We start from the raw sequence: 17,828 nt of genomic DNA, 5'->3' as shown, positions 1-17,828 counted from the left end.
ACACTCAGGCTTACTCCTCGTCTGCCGATGCCGTCACAGGAACATACATTCCCTATTTGTGCTCCTTGGGACTCCGTCCTTTTACTGCTTTAAACACCTTGCTGAAATACAGCGATCGGCAAAGCCGACCTGTCCGGCCTGCAAGTAAATCGGCCCCTCGAATACAGCGAGTAGCTCAAAGAACGGATTGTAGTGCTCAATTTCGTTGAAAGCAACCATCGAGCCTCTAAACGGTTTAGCCCATTTGACATCCAAACGCGACAGACGCGACAAGGCGAAGATTTGCTCCGTCATCCTGCATTTCTCACTTGTTTTTCCCCATTATACTGTAAAACCGCTTTCACTTGTAGCAAAAGGCGGGAAACCGGGTGGCGTCATATCGCTGAGGAGTGTAAAAACGTGCTGATTTCTCTGAAAAAGAAACTAAAGAACGTCCATTTTTCCGGCACCGGAGCGCTGCTATAGTAGGGATTTCGCTTGCCGGCACACAACCGCTTAAAAGCGGAAACAAGCTCAAGATACGATTTGGAGGAATGAATATGCGCAAAGGAACCGTCTGGGCTCCGGAATGGACTACTGATGACGATATGGAAAGCGGGCCCGTATCACGCAATTAACGAATTACAAAGCGCACAGCCATCATCTGTATTTCACGAATAACGGCTGGTACGACGGAGTGAAGAAGCTGATCTTCGGCTCGGATGTGCACCAGCATTCATGAACATTTGCCCGCACACCTGAAGCTGGATCAAACGAAATCCACGGTTTATAATCGCTCCCATAACCTTGCGCCCTGCCATCTTTCAACTTGTTTTCTTGACTTTTACGAATCTTGTTTCCTCTTCCCACAAAAATCCCCAGTAAAAGAATAAGACCCTCACCATGTGGTGGGGGCCTTGTTGTAGTTCTATTGGTTATTAGTATCTCTAACAATAACTTTATTGGAAAATACGTCTACTTAAAAACATTTTTTGAATTTTCAATACTATGTTTGGCACTTCATAACTATATTGTCCACTTCAAAACATAATTATCTCCCTACATTACACACGGCAGCCTCCAAAACTAAACCTTTTACATCTCGCCGATGTAATAAGCAAACACTTGATCAACCGGCTTGAAATACAGGTATCCGTCATCGTCCCACGGCTGAAAATGGAGATCCATCCGCGAATCGGCCCAGTTCTCCGGGGTTCCCTTCGTGGAGAGACGCCCTGGAACTACAGGATCTTCGACGACCTTCGGAAATTCCTGATAGCCGAACAGAAGATTCTCGTGCATGGCGATGATCTCGTACTTGTCTCCCCCGAAGGCCCGCTCCTCCTGCAGCTGATAATGATAGTAAATGTAGCTGCTCATCATCTCCGGCTTCAGATGGGCGACTCGTCCCCCGCGCCTCTCCACCGGCTGCTTTCGAAGCCAATGCTCATATCCGGCAGGCTCATTGAAGTGAAATACATCTACCATCAGAATCCATTTGCGAGGCTCCGCCTGTCCCGGCCAATCCGCCAGATACGGCAGCGCGTCACCGGCCACCTCGTCAGGTTCAACCGGCTGCCCGATACATTCGTAGTAAAGAAACAAATTGTTCCTCCAAGTAAAGGCCGCCGCTGTCATCAAGCGCCCTTGCTTGACGAGTTGCTTCGCCTGCTCGCTCTCATTCAAGGCGAGTATGCCTGCTTCCTCTTGCCCTTTTTGCCAAGCTGCTCTATAGATCATTCGTAGGATCATGTCCGTTCAACCTCATTTCTTCAGATCATTCCGGCTTCAGCTGTAATACGAAGTCCTCATCGCGGTTGCATACCAGCCTCCCGTCCTCCACATCCAGCCTGGCCACCTGAATGGAGGATCTTCGCGCAGCATAAGTCTGCTCTTGACCGGTTTGGTTCAATGCGCCATCCCGATCCGGATGAGTAAAATAAAAAATGAATGCCTCATCCCCCTGCACAACCACATCCGCATGCAAGCCGATCGTTCCGTCATCCTCGCGTTGCCCCGGGGTATCGAGAATGAGACCGTTTCGCTCCCAATCCGTTAGATTATCCGACCGGTATACCCCTTGACCATGCCATTCGTCCACGATCATCCAGTAGCTGCCCTTCAAGTAGAACACGTTAGGGCCCTCATGCGGACGACCTGTGATCACTGGTCCCACCACCTGCCAATCATACAGGTTCATGCTATCCGCTGCGTAAGTATGCGAGCCATGGGCCTCATCCTTGTACCACATCCGGAAGCCTCCGTCAGGCATAGGATAAATGCACGCATCAATCACACGATCGGAGCTTAGCTGGAGCTTCTTATCAAACGTCCATTTGAGCAGATCCGGACTGGTATAATGCAGCACCTCTCGCTTATGACCTGCCCATTGAACAGGTACCCCTTGAATATAGCTGACGTACATATGGTACAAGCCCTCATGCCAAATGATCTCGGGTGCCCAGAACGTATTGCGGCCCCATTCGATTTCGAGTCCCGTCAGCGTCCCCCGGTACACCCAGGTAGCTCCTCCATCGCGGGAAGATGCTACGCCCAGATCCGTACCGTGCACCCAGGCAAAGCCGGGACCTTCCGCTGTAGCTCTCCGGTTCGTGTAAATGATCCACCATTCCTGGCATTTCCTGTTCCAAATAACGACTGGATCCGCAGCCCCATCAAATATAGGATCACGAAATAAAGGTGCTTTCATGCTCACGTTCTCCTCATCTGTAATCAATTCCTTATTACCCGTACACCTTCAGGTGCTTCTATCTCGGAATGCACGGATGCGTCCGCCTCTCTTGTAATACAGATCTGTACGTCTCCATGCAGCTCCGAACCGAAGTCAAGCAAGAAGCCCGGCGCACTCCCTTCATGACGAAGGATACATGCCATCTCCATCGGTGAGCTTAACACGGATTGTCCGTCGCGACCTGCGAGAAGCAGCTCTGTTCTTCCCAGCCGGGAACTATCATCCTTCGATTGCCAAATGATCCTGACCGGATCGATATAATACCGGGTTATTGGATCCTGCTGAACCCGCGCGTTACGCCAGGCTTGCCACATGCTGCAAGCTCCTTTCGCTTTTTTACTACAAGAGTAACGAATACGCGGTTTTCCGGCAATCAGACTTTTTTATGGATTTTGCACTATTTTGGCCTGAAGAAACAAAGAAAGGCCCTCCGTCCCCCGAATGGCCTTCTGTTTAGTATTCATTTGTTGCTGTTTCTAAAGCTATCGTACTGTTCTTCACTGCCGATGAAAAATTCCGAGACGGTTATGTTGTCCGGACCGCCGCTTCGGGTAGATACCCCGTGAAACCTTTCGTGCTCCACTTTCCTCCGGTTGCCTTGACTGTCGATATAATAGACTTCAACCGGTCCGCTCTCCATACGGGAGGATGTCTTCAATGTACCCGACGCAGGAACATGATAAATATAGGTGTTGTTATTTTCCTTGGCCAGCGGCGGGGCATCCGGCTGTTCAAATATCGTTTGCACCTGTCCGACGAAGTTTTCGGGGAGTAAGTATATATGCAACGGGTTTCTGTTGACGGTTAGGATGAGAAAAAGAATGGCAAGCAGTAGAATCGCTAAGGCTACGATAACGGATCTCGGCAAGCCCGTTTTACTTCTCAATGGAATCTACCCCCAATAGATGCAGTCTATCGCTAAGCTAGTGTCCATATCCATGAGATGCTTCAGCAAAATACATGATGATGACAAATACACCTAGAATAGCACTCATAAACATCAAAGCAAGGCCGGTCCACCCGACGGACGGTTTTCTTGAAGCTCGCCTTGATTTCTTGAACAACAGACTACCTACAACAAGCAGTAAAACGATCATTATCAGGACATGATCCCGCAAGCCATTCACCCTTTCAGCTAGATCGCTGCCAACCAGGTTAGATAATCATGTATACTGACAAAAAGCGCCTTACCACCGCAATAAGCGGAATAAGACGCTCTTTCCTTTTAATATACGTCGCGTTGGTAACGCCCTTGCTCCTGCATGTTGTTCAAGTAGGCTTCCGCTGCTTCCTGCGTCATGCCGCCCTCTGTTGCAATAATGCTGATCAAGGTGTTGTGAACATCCTTCGCCATGTACTGCTTATCTCCGCAAACATAGAAGTATGCCCCTTTTTCCAGCCATGCAAACAATTCTTTGCTGCTTTCCAGCATTTTATGCTGTACGTATACCTTTTGCTCCGAATCACGGGAGAACGCCGTATCTACTTTGGTAAGAACGCCGTCCTTTTGATATTGTTCAAACTCATCCTGATATAGGAAATCCGTGGCGGATCGCTGGTCACCAAAGAACAGCCATGCTCTGCCTGGGGCTTTGGTCACGGCACGCTCTTGAATAAAGGAACGGAACGGAGCAATACCGGTACCCGGACCTACCATGATAATGTCCTTTTCAGGGGATTCCGGCAGGTTAAAGTGTTTATTTTGCTGAATGAAAACCGGTAGTGTATCTCCCTCGGGAAGACGTTCCGCACATTGCACGGAGCAAACCCCTTTGCGTACCCGTCCATGAGCTGTGTAACGAACCGCACCGATCGTCAGATGCACCTCGCCGGGATTCGCCGCGAAGCTGCTTGCAATGGAATACAGCCGCGGAGTCATTTTTCTCAGCAATGACACAATCTCCTGGGCAGACGCTTTCCACGGGCCAAAATCACGCAGCATATCAAGCAAATCGCGCCCGTCGATATATTCCTTCAGCTGATTCGCGTTTTCATTTAATACCAGCTTTTGCAGCTCCTCGTTATCCGATAATTGCGCCGCCTGCTGCATAATTTTTTTGGTCAATAAGGTAATCTCAAAGTAAGATGACAGAGCATCCTTTAACGGGAGTGTATCGCCCTGCTTACTAACCGTAACCTGTAGTTCCGGGTCCCACTTCATCTCTTCAAGAAGGGCAGCCACCAGCTCCGGATCATTCTCTGGATAAATACCAAGGCAATCGCCCGGCACATAGGAGAGCTCCGAGCCCTGTAACGAAAGCTCAAGATGTCTCGTTTCTTTACTCGACCCGGCACCATTAAGATTGACATTCTTGAGTACCTTCGCTTGAAACGGATTGTTTCTAGAGAATAATGGCGTCCCCTTTGAGTTATCGACTGTATTCTCGGTAAGCATAATCTTCACCTCAACAAGTTGTATACATCTAGCATATCACATGATGAAACAATCAAATGTGTCTTTTCACGCACATATACCACATAATATCGTATTTGTTGCAAAAATGAAACTTTCCTGCCGCTTTATTTCGTCATGATACATCAATTTTCTTTGAATATTGTATGTGCTCAGTTGCTTGTATTACCACATAAAAGATGAAACATTTCACCGGAAAACGTTCACGAGCCGAGTATTCTAACCTTGTCCTCCAACGGGCTTTGACTATCCTCATCCCACACAACGGATATTTCGAAGGTCCCCTTCTCAAAAAAGAGGGGAAGCCTGCGTCGAAACCATGGCTGCATAGGTAACCGGAAAGCTTCGTCAATCGTTACCCATCGCAACTCTCCTTCCGGCGGGTTGGCCAGTAGTTCTCCCTCAAACTCTCGGACAAGATAATTAAACACGATGTACCGATACTTGGTTTTTGGAACGAGATACTCATCAATCCCTTTAAAAATAAGATTCTCCGGCTTCACGATTAAGCCGGTTTCCTCCCTAAGCTCCCGGGCAGCCCCCTCGGTCATACTCTCAGGAAAGTCTATCTTGCCCCCTGGACCCAAGTACCCTGGGAATCCTAGCTCATTCGGACGATTTAGTAATAAAATCTTGTCTTGATCCTGCACAATGCACATCGTATATAAACCGCAGTCGTTTTTAACCGGCATGGCCATCCCCCTCTACCCGAACCTAATTACCAATGTTTTTCCAGCACGTCTTGACTTGGAGAAAAGCCGTTTCTCATGTAAAACGGCACACTATCAGCGCTTGGCCATAGAACCAGAAACTCTACATGATTCTCTTTAGACCACTGCTCCATGGCCGTATGGATTTGTGCTCCGATCCCCCGCCCCCTATAAGCAGGGCGAGTATAGACGTTGGTCACATAGCCGAAATAAGGGTCCGCCGACTTGCCGGGTCTCGGAACCTTGTGGATAAGCTGAAGGTACATGTGGGATACAATCTTAGCTTCCGTTTCGGCAATCCAGATATGCCAGTCTCCCCCGGACAGGGCTCTGACCAAAAAATCACGGCATATTTGGTGGAACTCCACCTCATCAAAAGCGGCATTCGGCTGCTCCTCTAACGTATAGTCCCAGCGCATTCGAATCAGTTCGTCCACATCGTTTAATGTAGCAACACGAATCTTGGCCATTCCATCACCCCTTCATGCCGAAATGTCCTATTTGCCATGGGAAAGCTTATTTAAAGACAAGCCAACCGGTCAGGTAAAGACGTCCAATGATCCTCAATCCAATGCATTTCCTCCACAAACCTGCCGAGCAATGCGCGCAGCTCGCTTTCTGCGCGCACCTCCGTCCGCAGCCACCAGAGCGATTCAATAAGATACAGCATACTCATAGCCCGGTAGAGCAAACCGTCAGGCGTTGCCGAATACACCCGGTAGCCTTCCATAAATGCGCTTGCAGTCTCCTGTACGAGCTGGCCGTCCTTGAGTGAACCGGATAAGATAGCCCTGGCCACGTCAATCTCGGGATATGCCACCGCCATCCGGTCGAAATCTACGATACCGGCCACTCCCCCATCATGCAGCACGATATTATCCACCCATAAATCCCAATGCAGCCAACCTATCGGGGCGGCATCCAACATCTGGATATCCATTGACCTGACAATCTCCTGCGACCGTCTAAGCCACTCCAGCACAATTTCATCTCCTGCCTCTTGAGCTTTGGCCTGATTGATCTTCCATTCCTTCCAATAAGCATTCAGATCCGGCTTCCAGGCAGGCTGGTCCGGCACCGGCACCGAGCGCAGCCACTGATGCATTCGGCCGGTCGCCATACCTAGCTCATACATTTGAGAACGAGTAAGGCACCCCGCCTGAGCGGTATGTCCATCCACCCAATCCAATACGGTATAATAAAAACCCGAAGGTGTCTCAAGAATATGCTGACCCTTGTAGCTATGAACCTTAGGACAGGGGATCCCCGCCGTATTCAGACCATTCTGGATTCGGAGTGTTTGTTCGATGCTGTTTTTTCTTTCCGGACGCGAATGCAGCTTGTATCGATCCGGATGATAGTACTTTACAAAGAGCGGCCCCCGGTCCGTATCCGTTCTCCATTTCACATTCAGCCAGCCTTTATCGATCGCCACCATATCGATTACGGTCAAGCCGAACAATTGGTTCAGGTGCTTTCGAATTTCTGCAGCCGAATCCTCTGTTCTTTCCTTACTCATTCAGGCTGGCCTCCTTCACCCGGGCTGCATACAAACAGGTTGGGATATCCCGATTCCGCTTATTCAAAAACTGCTTCTCCAGCTTCATGCCCAGCCTCTCCGCAACTTTCCGCGAACCGACATGGTCAACGGGCATGTTGGCACAAATCCGTTTCAAGCCCAAACGATCCAATCCATACTGCATGACGGCCCCGGCCGCTTCCGTCCCGTACCCGCCTTCCCAGTATTCGCAATCGATAATGTATCCCAGGTCGTTCTCCTTCCGACCATCGACCTCCAGCAGCAGCAGACCCGCGTCCCCGATCAAAGCATTCGTATGCTTATGAATGAGAGCGAAACGTCCGAAGCCTGTCGGGTACTGCTCCAAGCTTCGCTGTATCCACTGGCGGCTCTGCTCAAGAGTGAAAGGTGCAGGCCAAAATTGCATGGTGACAGGGTTCGATAATAAAGCGTGCAGCACCGGGAGGTCCTCCCAAGTGTATTGCCGAAGCAGTAGTCTTTCCGATTCCAGCATATTGCTTCCTCTCTTTCCTTTATGACTAGCTGCCCATCCGGGAGCTGTATTAATCTTGAAACAGTTCTTTGAGGATACGCTTCCTGTTTTCCAGAAAGGTTCTGGTGATCTGATAATGATCCGTATCCTCGTAGGCAATCTCCGATATGGTTTGGTTATCGAAGCTCAATATGTATGCGTCAGGATAGCCCAATAATATTGGAGAATGGGTCGCGATAATAAATTGCGAGGTATCCGATAAGTCGTGAAGAATTCTGAGCAAAGACAGCTGCCTGGCGGGAGACAGGGCCGCTTCGGGTTCATCGAGCAAATAGAGCCCTTTGCGATAGAATCGGTTCGTAAACAAATTTAGGAAAGATTCCCCATGGGATTGCTCATGTAAGGAACGACCGCCATAATGCTCTTGGGCTCCGATATTGTCAATGTGGGATGCGAATTGGTAGAACGATTCGGAGCGCATAAAAAAACCGTTCGAAATTTTGGGCAGCCAGGATAACCGCAAATACTTACCAAGGGCGGAGCCCGAAGCATCCACCTCGTAGTAATTGTTCCTCCCGCCACCGGCGGTATTGAACCCGCATTGATGAGCGATTCCTTCAAGCAGTGTCGATTTACCCGAACCGTTCTCGCCTACAAAAAAAGTAATGTTATTTTTGAATTCCAGCTTTCCAAGCGATCTTACTGAGGGAATATCGAATGGATATCGATTCTGGTGTTCCACAGTATCATACAATAATTCAATGCTTCTAAGGTACATACGACAAACCCCTGTTCCCGTATCCGGACAAGCGAGCCGCATCCCCGGTTTAGAGTGTTTTTCTAAATATACCCATTCCATCGCAAGAGTTCAACATGATTAAGCCGCTTGCTATGCAGGGGCCTCGGCTATCTGAATATGAGATTGTGATAAGTCACATTTGTGGGAATAATAGACGCAGTGAGGTGAACCGAATGAATTCGAAAAAAGAAGATAACGAGAAGGAGCTGGCCTTTCTAAAGGAACAGCTCGGGATTAATAATCCTTCCCCTGACCAGCTCAAAAAGGCCTTGAAAGAGCTTGCCTCTCGTAAGGTTATCTCAAAGTTTACAATAAAAAGCGACAAGGAGTGAATCCTCGTCGCTTTTTTATACGCCGGTCATCTTAGATCCAGCAGAGAAAAGATTTATTCTCCATTGGGATACACATCATATCTTCCTCATTCTTTCAGTGCCTGCATCGCTCATAGTGGAAACGAGCCTCCGGTATACTTCTCCTTCCGCCATCAGCTCCTCATGCGTACCTTGCTCCGCCAAGCGTCCTGCCTGAATGACGAGAATCAGATCGGCATTGCGGATGGTGGACAGCCGATGCGCGATAATCAAGGTCGTCTTCCCTTCTCTCAATCGGTCCAGATTTTCCTGCAGACGCTGCTCGGTTTCCATATCCAGGGCCGACGTAGCTTCGTCCAGAATCATCATTTCCGGGTCGCCCATGATCGCTCTGGCTATGGCTAGACGCTGCCGCTGGCCTCCGGATAGCGTGTAGCCCCGCTCACCGATAACCGTATCGTAGCCTTGCTCCAGCGACATGATCACCTCATGGATTTGTGCGGCACGGCAAGCGGCGATCATTTGACCTTCCGTCACCTCGCTTCGGCCCAGCGCCAAATTGTTGCGGATGGTATCCGGCAGCAGGAACGGCTCTTGGAAAACAACAGCCACTTTCCCCATCCAATCGTCCATACGGATATCGGACAAAGGAATCCCGTTAATACGAATCATTCCGGACGATGGCTCGAAGAAACGGAGCATCAGCTGAGCGATCGTAGATTTGCCGCTGCCGCTCGAACCGACGATCGCGATTTTTCTCCCGGGAGGCACGGAAAGATTCAGTCCGTTCAAGATGACCCGATCGCTTCCCGGGTAGCGGAAGGTGATTTCGTCGAATTCTACGCGTTCGATTCTTGATGACAAGAGCTTTGTTCCGTCGCTCACTCTTTCCTGATCAAAAAGCTCCTTGACCCGATCCACGTATGCAAGCTGCCCGGACATCGTCATCGAAAAATCAAACACCGTCTGAAAGTTGGTGAACAGCTGGTTAGAATATTGATACACAATTACGAACATGCCGATCGAGACATCGCCTTGTATAACCGAGTACCCGCCAAAAATAAGTACGGCCATTCTCCCGACCCATTGTACGGTATTGCTCAGGAGCAGCTGCGTATTGGCCAGCTTTCCGTTTTGCATCACCTTGTCGAAAAAGACGGCGAAGGCTTTGCGGAACGTCTTCTCCTCCCAATCCATCCGGTTATAGGCGATGACCTCACGCGTCGAAGAGATGCCCTCCTCTATTTTCGTAAGCAGATCTCCGCGTTTTTCCTGCATCTCCTTCACTTGTCTGCGCATGATAGGAGCATAAAAGCGGCCGATCCCGATATACAATGCGCTAAAGACGGACACAATGGCCAGCACGACGGGACTGTTCCAAAGAATGATTGCGATGAGAAGCAGTGTGCCTCCGACTTGTTGAATGCCTCTGACGAATTCTCCGGAAATAAAGGATGTTGCATTTTGAATGTCGCTTGTGAAGTATTGCACCCATTTTGCCGTTTTGCCGCTCTGGATGGAGGAGACCGGTGTTCGTTGGATGATGGACATCAAGCTGCTGCCGAGCTGCCTGTGCAGGACAAGCCCGTTCATCCTGGTCAAGTATCGGCCCCACCAATTGAGAGCGTAAGAGGTTAGATAAGTTAAAGTGAGATACAGCAGCACCCATTTGAGCTGGTCATACTGTTTGCCGACGAGAACGTCGTCGATCAAAAATTTTTGCGAGCCCTGGGCCATGATTTGCGCCGACTGTGCAAGAATCAGCACAAGCATGCTGAGCAGAATGCTCCAGCGTGATTTGCTCACGTAGCCCCATAGCCATCGAATCGTCTCCATCCGCCCGTTCCTTTCCTTTACCCGCTCGCAAGCCGGCTCTCCTCCAGTTCATAGAGCCACCCTCGTCCCTCAATAAGCTCCCGGTAGCTGCCGGCCTCCGCAACCATTCCATCCTTAACGACAACGATCCTGTCATAATCACGAACCGTTGACAACCGGTGGGCGACCGCAATCGTCGTTCGACCCTTCATCAAGAGCTCCAGCGCATTCAGCACCTCGCGTTCACTGACGTTGTCCAGAGCGGAAGTGGCCTCGTCCAGCAGTACAATCCGCGGATTTTTGATGAACAAACGCGCGATCGCGATACGCTGCCGCTGCCCGCCGGACAGCTTGATGCCCCGCTCCCCCACATCCGTATCATATCCGTTCGGAAGCTCCATAATGAAGTCATGGGCGTTCGCCGCCCTGGCCGCATCGACGATCTGATCGTCCGCAGCATCCGGTAGTCCGAAGCGAATATTTTCCCGTATGGTCGTGCCGAATAAATACGTCTCCTGGAACACGATGCCGATCGCGTCACGCAGCTGGTTTAGTGACAATTGCTTTAAAGGAACGCCGTCCAGCCGAATTTCTCCTTCGTGGGGATCGTAAAACCGATCAATCAGCTTTAGGATGGTTGACTTTCCGTTGCCGCTTGTGCCGACCAGCGCCACCCTTTCTCCCGCCTTAACATCCAATGTAAAGCTTGTCAAAATAGGCTGCCCGCCATACCCGAACCGTACGCCGCGAAAGCTTATGCCGCCTCTAATGCTCGGCAGTACCTTGGGATGATCCGCCTCCGTCACTTCCGGCTTCAATCCCATAAAATCCTTAAGCTTCTCCCCCTGGTGCAGCAGCAGGCTTTGATCCATAAATATGGAAACCAGCTGTGTGGATTGCCGGTTCAGCATTTGATAGTACATCGTGAAGGCCACGAATTCACCGACAGACAGAGCGCCGATTCGGTTCAAATACGCGCCGTAAATAAACATGACCATCATGCCCGCAAACGACGACAGCTGACGGGCCAACGCTCGAAGTCCGCGGAAAATAAATTGCTTCCTTTGGCTTTCGTTGTAGCTCTCGTGTTTCAGCTCGAACCGCTCAAGATCCCAGGCCTCGCTTCGGTAAGCCCGCAATTCCGTAAGTCCGGTAATGCTTTCGTAAATTTTGCGGTTCCACTCCGTTCTGCGGTCTCTGGCGATTTTTCCCCAGAACGAGGTTTTCTTGGTCAAGTAAGGTCCCGCCAAGTAGTAAAGCAGAAAACAAGGCAAGGTTACGAACGTAAGCGCAGCGTTCAAATGCAGAACGAAGCCGAAGGCTACGAACAGCAGGAGCGCATTGTTAATCAGATTCGGGAAGTGCCTTTGATAAATCATCTGAATCGCTTGGACATCACTGTTGAGCAGGGAGAGCGTTTCCCCCACGGCGTGTTTTTCGTAATAAGAGAAGCTAAGACGACGTAGTTGCTTGATGCAATCGAACTGCAGATCGCGTGACGCCTTCTCCCGGATGAGCCGCGAGAGGAGGTTGTTAGCGGCCATGGCTGCAAACATGCACAGTAGGATCAGCAGGAGAACGCCGACGATCATTTGAAATTTCGCGGTATTGCCGGCCATGACAATATCGTCAATAATATGCTGCAGGACGCGAAAAATGCTCATCTGTGAAAGCGATATCAATAGTCCGCATAGAATAAACAGAAGCATTTGCCATTTGTAAGGCTTGAGATAGCTCAGCAGCCACATGTAAATTTTGAAATAATACATTCCGTTCTTCGAAGGGTCCCGTTCATCCCGGGTTTTCCGCATTCGTGCCCTTGGCGCTTGTTCCAAGCAGCTCATCCCTTTCGACTTCCTATTGTTCAAGCAAGATTCTCCATCAATCACCAGAATAGCATACGGAAGTTAATGGTTGAAATGGATGATTTTATTTCAATACATGGATTAAATCGCCACATGTACATCTGTCATAGTCCAGAATTTGAGAAAGCTGCCGCTTGTCATTGCGGCAGCCCCATTCATTTTCTTGCTATGATCGCGAAACGTTTGGAATTCGTCTTTATTCCCTTACTTGTCGTGTTCTTAGCAATAAAATGGTCCAATAGCAAATAGTCCTGTTCCTCTTCCCCAAAGCCCGGGATGATCGGAGTATGCTTCAACACGAAAAGGAGATCTTCGAAGGTTTCGTAATACTCTTGCGAATCATATTCAAAGGATTGAATATCCGTGAATCCCGCTTCCCTTAATTCTGTTATATATTGATGCTTGAGTGTCCCGTCCGGAGTACCGAAGGACTGTCCCCTTCGGAAGGCCTGTTTGAGGTTAAGCTTATCTCCCTCGCTTACCTGCTGTGTAAGGAATAGGCCGTCCTTGGCGAGAACCCTTGCTACCTCTTGAGCGTGAAACGGGGCGTGGCGGCAAGACACCACATTAAAAAAGCTATCGGGAAACCGGATGTCGGCAGTATCCATTAGCATCATTCGAACATTGGTTTTCCCGGAGGCCTCCGCATTAGCGTGTGCGGCTTTCATCATACCCTCGGAATTATCGATTCCAACGGTTAACAGAACCGCATCGGCAATGGATAACAATGCTTCACCGCCACCGGTACCTATGTCCAGAAGCAGGTCGGAATTCGTGCACCGCTTAGCGACCTCATGAAAAAGGTCTGCTCCCTCCCCTTCGGACTTACATTTCACTTTGCTGAAATCCCAACCGCCCAATGCACCCATCCGGTCGTAAAAATGTTGATATTCCCGTTCGTTCATTTCTATTTACTCCTACTCATTAATGTCCGATAGCTGCTTAGGCTACTATACCAAATCCTGTCATCTTCTGAAAATATTTTTTCGAGGACAAGCCGCAAAAGGAGTGGAGCAGGGTAAATAGTAACACAACAACAGGGAGGGATTGCGATGAGTAAATTTGTAGAATCCAATGTCTGGAGCGGCGGAGCCGGGACGGGGGACGAAATCACTTGGCTCGGTCCGTCGATCGCCAGAAGTCCAAGATTTCATATAATGCGCAAGCCGGAATCGAAGTCAGCGGCCAAAGTAACGGGGACCGTCATCCGCTGGAACCAGGACCGGGGCTTTGGATTTCTCAAGCCGGACGGATTACAGGAAGGTTCGGACGTGTTCGTTCATATTATAGAATTACAGCGTTCGGGAATTGAACGGCTGCGGCGCGGAGACCGTGTGGCCTTCGTGCCGGTAACTAGAAAAAGCGGTAAGCTCTCCGCTGTGGAGGTCGAGCTTATTAACGCTTAAACAGGAGGATGAAGCATGTTTACACCAAACATCGATCAACGCTCGGAGGAAAGCGCTAAGGCCTCGATCGCGGCAGCCGTTACGGAGTACCATGCGTATCTTGCGGAGGCGAACTCGTCGGAGCTGCAGAAGCTGCTGAAGGAAATGGAGGCGGCGAAGACAGCCTATTTCAATGCACTTGCGGATTTCAAGAAGAGGCTGCAGGAGCTCTCCCTTGAAGAGCAGAGGCTGTCCGATCTGATGCGGGAGTATGGCGTGGAGGGCTCATTGCCTTCTCTTGCCATCAACAAGCTGACGCATCCTCATCATTTTATCTCGACCTATGAGATTATTGCGGACAGAGCGTTGGATTAAGGAGAAATATACGATCGGGCCGCAACTATTCCAAGTTCTTCCACGTATAGAAAGGAGCGATACCTAAGAAGGAGGAGCTTCTATGTTACTCGATGCTTACCGCAGGCTGCCGATGTTTCCGCTGCTTGCGCTGATTCCCTTGACAGTGGACGGCATATCCGTCTTGCTGGGTATGCTGCTGCGGGGCTTTCACGGAAATCCACATGTTACGTTCAAGCTCACTCTGCAGATGGGCTTACCCTCGATCGCCGCCGTGACGGAGCAGACGTTCATGCTCGGATCGGTTCAGGTAGGCAGCGGTATTCATGCGGGCAGTATGCTCGGTGTACTGCTGCTGCTCGCGGCATTTCTCACGGTACAGGCCTTCCTGCAGGGCGGTTATATCGGGCTGCTCCATGATGCGGCCGGTGGGAGCGGGCTATCTTTGGAACGGTTTGCCGCCTATGGGAGGCACTTTTTCGGACGCTTCTTCCTATTAAACCTTCTCGTAATGGCCTTGTTGTTTCTGGTCGGGGGCATTTTCACCGGTGTTATGGGAATGCCCGGCGTCATCCTGTTCATGCTCATTTTTATCAGCGTAAGGATTGTTTTTCTTTATCTCGAATTCACTCTGGTGGTTGAGGATTGCTCTATAGGGGAAGCCTTCCCCCGTTCGCTTGAAGCGTTTCGCCGCCGTACCTCCTACACCCTGCCGCTGGTCGCGGTAGCACTTGTGATCAATGTCGTGGCCGGGCTGCTGATTAATGCGATGTGGATGCCGTTCCTCTTCTTTGTGTTACTGGTTGCGTATGACCTTACGATGGCCGGACTGCAGCTCGCCTTTATGGAGGATTATCATAGTACCCGAAGACAGTATTGAGGCAAAAGAGAAAGCTCCAAGTGAGAAGGTTGGCCTTGAGCCCGTCCGTTCACTCGGAGCTTTTCGATATGTTACCATTGATCCTTGAGAATTTCCGACCTTTTCTTAAGATACTCCTCCTCGGTAATCAGCCGGTCCTGCCGCAATCTCTCCAGCTTCCGCAGCCTCGCTTCAAAATCCGGCCCCTGTGTTGAGTCCACGCGCGGCATGGGCTCCACATCTACCTCCCACTGTGATACCCCGCGGCCTGTGAAGAAATTAACCCCGTTCGTAATGGTAATCCCGAGTGCCACCAAAACCCACAGAATACCGAAGAATCCGGGTGCACTTGGAATCACGCTCGTCACTCCAAAGATAACAAAACCGGCGCCTACGATCATCCCCAATAATGAGGCTCCCTTGCTCGGCTTGACACGTCCTCTCATGAACATGCGGATCCGCCTCCCTGCCTATGTTACTACTATATACGTAATGCGAAAAGAATTGTTGCACTAGGTCTGACCTTGCACCAGGGTACGGAATAATTAGGTCGAAGCTATCAGGCGATTTGGGTATTTCGGACAATACTCAAACGAGGGTTCGATATGTTTTGATAAATAATGGTCATAACGGACAAATATCGACGTCATCGACAGGCGTATGGGAGGTCACCTATGAAAAGAACGATAATTACCGGGATCATTACTGCGCTGCTCGCTGGTTCGATCGCCGGGCCGGGTACAGGACAGGCTGCCGCGGCGGTTTCCTTCACCGATGTGCAAGGGCATTGGGCGGAGGCAAGCATTAAACATTTAGCGGAGCAAGGAATTCTCGACGGCTATCCCGACGGAACCTTCCGACCGGATGAGCCGATTCAGATCGATCAGTATATTAAAATGCTGCTGCTCTCCTATTCCAATCAGCACCAGAATGGAGAGCGGAGCTGGAAGAAGGACTTCCTCCAGGCATTAAGTCCCGAGAACCGGGATATTCTTGCCCAGGATTACCGCAATTTCACCTTTAAAGCAAGTCCGGTAGGCTATTGGGCCAAGCCTTATATCGACCTTGCCAGCGACCTTAGCTTCCTCAGTAAGGCTCGATTTCCCGATGTGAAGGCTCCGCTGAAGCGGGAGAATGCGGCAGAAATCATCTATTATACTTTGCGGCAGCTGGAGTACGTTGAAGATGAAGGCTTTAGCATGGCTTATGCTTCAGGCTTCGGGGATTTGCTCAGCGCTTCCTCCCGGGAGCAGCGTTTTATTGCGGAAGCCTATGTCAAAGGGATTATGGATGGCTACCCGAACGGCTTTTTTGGCGTAGGACGAACGGTTACCCGCGCGGAGGCGCTTACCATGCTGGATCGTATTACAGCCAAAGAGAAACGGGTTCCGCTTCAGAGGAACAGCCCTTCCATGCCTGAGCTGTCCAGGGTTGTTCCGGCGAAGGACGGCAGCTACAAGCCGGTGCTTTTTCCGTCCCGCCATATGCTCGATGCCTATGATGTGATGCAGGAAGCCGCCAAGCTGCGCGGAACGAATTACGATTTGGTGGAAACCTTTGCCCGCCTTTATAAAGATAAAGAGGACAAGGGCAAGGCGATCGCCCTAGGCGGTACAGCCGGAGTGCTCAGCGGTTATGAGGAGGCCGCCCTATGGCTTGAGCCGGCCTATAAAACCTACGGCGTGACGCTGAAGGTGGGTAACGACACTTGGGCACGCAATGAAGAGCCGATCCGTATGTTCACGAATCACATCTTCGGCTATAACGCGGAGCTGTTCCGTCAAGCTCTCCTGGAAGCCTATCGTACAGTGGAGCAGAACGGAACGCTGGATACCACAACTGTCGAAATTGGCGGATATTCCGTGGAAACGCGGTTGGATGGGGCCGGCAAGGCACTCACGTTCTCCATTGTGGAGAAATCCCATTAATGGGGTGCGAACACAGAAGAACCGTTCGGTGATCCGAACGGTTCTTCTCCTATCTCCAGCCGTTCACGGGACCGCTGCCGATAGGCTTATCCGTCTTCCCCTGCAGGTAAACGAGCCGCATCATGACCTCCGCCACCTCCGCCCGTGTAATCGTATCCTTCGGTCGGAATGTTTCCTCAGCCGCATTCATCAAACCGAGCTTAAAAGCGACGGCAACGGAGCCCGGATCAGCGATGTTCTCATAGTCCTTAAGGCTCATTACCGATGAATCGGACGTCAAGTGTGCGGAAAGCTTCTCATAGCCGGTAAGGCGTGTCAACCATCCCGCTAAGGCTTCCCGCGTAAGCAGACCGTCGGGATCGAATCCCGCGGTAAGCTCCTCCCGCTTCAACAGTCTTTGTTCGAGGAAATAGCTGATCGCCCCCGCATAAGGGCTCTTTTGCAGCTTTTCGTCCAGCTTGGCGTCTCTGGGGTTGCCAACAGCATACATCGACTCAAAGTAGGGGGAGAGCGCCTGCGCCATCATGGTCATAAATTCCCCTGTGCGAACAGTACCGCTCGGATCGACATTGCCTTCCGCATCCAGCTTCAGAAGTTGATACTCCACCAGCGTTTGGAGTGATTTCTCAGCCCAGTGACCTTCCAC

21 protein-coding genes are annotated in these 17,828 nt (G+C 50.4%); 5 read left to right on the top strand and 16 right to left on the bottom strand.

What is annotated here, in order from left to right; genetic code table 11:
- Nucleotides 1–81: 81 nt before the first annotated feature.
- From QMO62_RS24100 to QMO62_RS24050, 11 genes are all read right to left on the bottom strand, one after another.
- On the bottom strand, nt 82–294 hold the full coding sequence (locus QMO62_RS24100; RefSeq protein WP_284645049.1) for a hypothetical protein: 213 nt from the start codon (nt 292–294) through the stop codon (nt 82–84).
- 780 nt (nt 295–1,074) lie between these two features.
- The gene (locus tag QMO62_RS24095) at nt 1,075–1,731 is read right to left on the bottom strand and encodes a hypothetical protein (RefSeq protein ID WP_284645048.1); all 657 of its coding nucleotides are present in this window, start codon (nt 1,729–1,731) and stop codon (nt 1,075–1,077) included.
- 25 nt (nt 1,732–1,756) lie between these two features.
- A complete protein-coding gene (locus QMO62_RS24090) occupies nt 1,757–2,689 on the bottom strand; it encodes a glycoside hydrolase family protein (RefSeq protein WP_284645047.1) in 933 nt (310 codons plus the stop codon).
- Nucleotides 2,690–2,712: 23 nt separating this feature from the next.
- Nucleotides 2,713–3,045, bottom strand: coding sequence for a hypothetical protein (locus tag QMO62_RS24085; protein ID WP_284645046.1), 333 nt, complete (start codon nt 3,043–3,045; stop codon nt 2,713–2,715).
- A 146-nt stretch (nt 3,046–3,191) separates the two neighbouring features.
- On the bottom strand, nt 3,192–3,617 hold the full coding sequence (locus tag QMO62_RS24080) for a DUF6843 domain-containing protein (RefSeq protein ID WP_284645045.1): 426 nt from the start codon (nt 3,615–3,617) through the stop codon (nt 3,192–3,194).
- 339 nt (nt 3,618–3,956) lie between these two features.
- Nucleotides 3,957–5,126 (bottom strand): sulfite reductase subunit alpha, encoded by a 1,170-nt coding sequence (locus QMO62_RS24075; protein WP_284645044.1) that lies wholly within the window; start codon nt 5,124–5,126, stop codon nt 3,957–3,959.
- 221 nt (nt 5,127–5,347) lie between these two features.
- A complete protein-coding gene (locus QMO62_RS24070; protein ID WP_284645043.1) occupies nt 5,348–5,836 on the bottom strand; it encodes an NUDIX domain-containing protein in 489 nt (162 codons plus the stop codon).
- A 26-nt stretch (nt 5,837–5,862) separates the two neighbouring features.
- The gene (locus QMO62_RS24065; protein ID WP_284645042.1) at nt 5,863–6,324 is read right to left on the bottom strand and encodes a GNAT family N-acetyltransferase; all 462 of its coding nucleotides are present in this window, start codon (nt 6,322–6,324) and stop codon (nt 5,863–5,865) included.
- A 50-nt stretch (nt 6,325–6,374) separates the two neighbouring features.
- Nucleotides 6,375–7,373: a phosphotransferase enzyme family protein gene (locus tag QMO62_RS24060; protein ID WP_284645041.1), complete on the bottom strand. Its 999-nt coding sequence runs from the start codon at nt 7,371–7,373 to the stop codon at nt 6,375–6,377.
- Nucleotides 7,366–7,887 (bottom strand): GNAT family N-acetyltransferase, encoded by a 522-nt coding sequence (locus QMO62_RS24055; protein ID WP_284645040.1) that lies wholly within the window; start codon nt 7,885–7,887, stop codon nt 7,366–7,368. The genes QMO62_RS24060 and QMO62_RS24055 overlap by 8 nt, the downstream gene beginning before the upstream one ends.
- A 49-nt stretch (nt 7,888–7,936) precedes the next feature.
- Nucleotides 7,937–8,644 carry an AAA family ATPase gene (locus QMO62_RS24050; RefSeq protein WP_284645039.1) on the bottom strand — a complete coding sequence of 236 codons (708 nt, stop codon included), beginning with the start codon at nt 8,642–8,644 and terminating at the stop codon, nt 7,937–7,939.
- A gap of 194 nt (nt 8,645–8,838) precedes the next feature.
- Here QMO62_RS24050 and QMO62_RS24045 point away from each other — a divergent pair, with 194 nt between their 5' ends.
- Entirely contained in the window at nt 8,839–8,997 is a 159-nt protein-coding gene (locus QMO62_RS24045; RefSeq protein ID WP_284645038.1) for a hypothetical protein, read from the top strand.
- Between the two features lie 75 nt (nt 8,998–9,072).
- Here the strand turns inward: QMO62_RS24045 and QMO62_RS24040 are convergent, their stop codons facing one another.
- From QMO62_RS24040 to QMO62_RS24030, 3 genes are all read right to left on the bottom strand, one after another.
- Nucleotides 9,073–10,782 carry an ABC transporter ATP-binding protein gene (locus QMO62_RS24040; RefSeq protein WP_284645037.1) on the bottom strand — a complete coding sequence of 570 codons (1,710 nt, stop codon included), beginning with the start codon at nt 10,780–10,782 and terminating at the stop codon, nt 9,073–9,075.
- Nucleotides 10,783–10,829: 47 nt separating this feature from the next.
- Nucleotides 10,830–12,602: an ABC transporter ATP-binding protein gene (locus tag QMO62_RS24035; protein ID WP_284645036.1), complete on the bottom strand. Its 1,773-nt coding sequence runs from the start codon at nt 12,600–12,602 to the stop codon at nt 10,830–10,832.
- Nucleotides 12,603–12,811: 209 nt separating this feature from the next.
- A complete protein-coding gene (locus QMO62_RS24030; protein WP_284645035.1) occupies nt 12,812–13,561 on the bottom strand; it encodes a class I SAM-dependent methyltransferase in 750 nt (249 codons plus the stop codon).
- A gap of 147 nt (nt 13,562–13,708) precedes the next feature.
- Here QMO62_RS24030 and QMO62_RS24025 point away from each other — a divergent pair, with 147 nt between their 5' ends.
- The 3 genes from QMO62_RS24025 (at nt 13,709) to QMO62_RS24015 (ending at nt 15,275) form a co-directional block, all read left to right on the top strand.
- On the top strand, nt 13,709–14,062 hold the full coding sequence (locus QMO62_RS24025; protein WP_284645034.1) for a cold-shock protein: 354 nt from the start codon (nt 13,709–13,711) through the stop codon (nt 14,060–14,062).
- Nucleotides 14,063–14,077: 15 nt separating this feature from the next.
- Nucleotides 14,078–14,416 (top strand): hypothetical protein, encoded by a 339-nt coding sequence (locus QMO62_RS24020; RefSeq protein ID WP_284645033.1) that lies wholly within the window; start codon nt 14,078–14,080, stop codon nt 14,414–14,416.
- Between the two features lie 82 nt (nt 14,417–14,498).
- Nucleotides 14,499–15,275 (top strand): DUF7847 domain-containing protein, encoded by a 777-nt coding sequence (locus QMO62_RS24015; RefSeq protein ID WP_284645032.1) that lies wholly within the window; start codon nt 14,499–14,501, stop codon nt 15,273–15,275.
- Nucleotides 15,276–15,346: 71 nt separating this feature from the next.
- Here the strand turns inward: QMO62_RS24015 and QMO62_RS24010 are convergent, their stop codons facing one another.
- Nucleotides 15,347–15,706 carry an SHOCT domain-containing protein gene (locus QMO62_RS24010; RefSeq protein ID WP_284645031.1) on the bottom strand — a complete coding sequence of 120 codons (360 nt, stop codon included), beginning with the start codon at nt 15,704–15,706 and terminating at the stop codon, nt 15,347–15,349.
- Nucleotides 15,707–15,928: 222 nt separating this feature from the next.
- Between QMO62_RS24010 and QMO62_RS24005 the strand changes: the two genes are divergently transcribed.
- Entirely contained in the window at nt 15,929–17,182 is a 1,254-nt protein-coding gene (locus QMO62_RS24005; RefSeq protein WP_284645030.1) for an S-layer homology domain-containing protein, read from the top strand.
- 49 nt (nt 17,183–17,231) lie between these two features.
- On the opposite strand, the gene QMO62_RS24000 is transcribed toward QMO62_RS24005, so the two are convergent.
- Nucleotides 17,232–17,828 (bottom strand): S-layer homology domain-containing protein (locus tag QMO62_RS24000; RefSeq protein ID WP_284645029.1); only part of this gene is annotated, 597 nt, incomplete at its 5' end.

The sequence above is a fragment of the Paenibacillus silviterrae genome (assembly GCF_030167925.1).
In the GTDB taxonomy this organism is placed as follows: Bacteria; Bacillota; Bacilli; order Paenibacillales; family NBRC-103111; genus Paenibacillus_G; species Paenibacillus_G silviterrae.
Note: the sequence above shows the minus strand (reverse complement) of the source record. Positions and strands in the feature narration are given on the sequence as shown.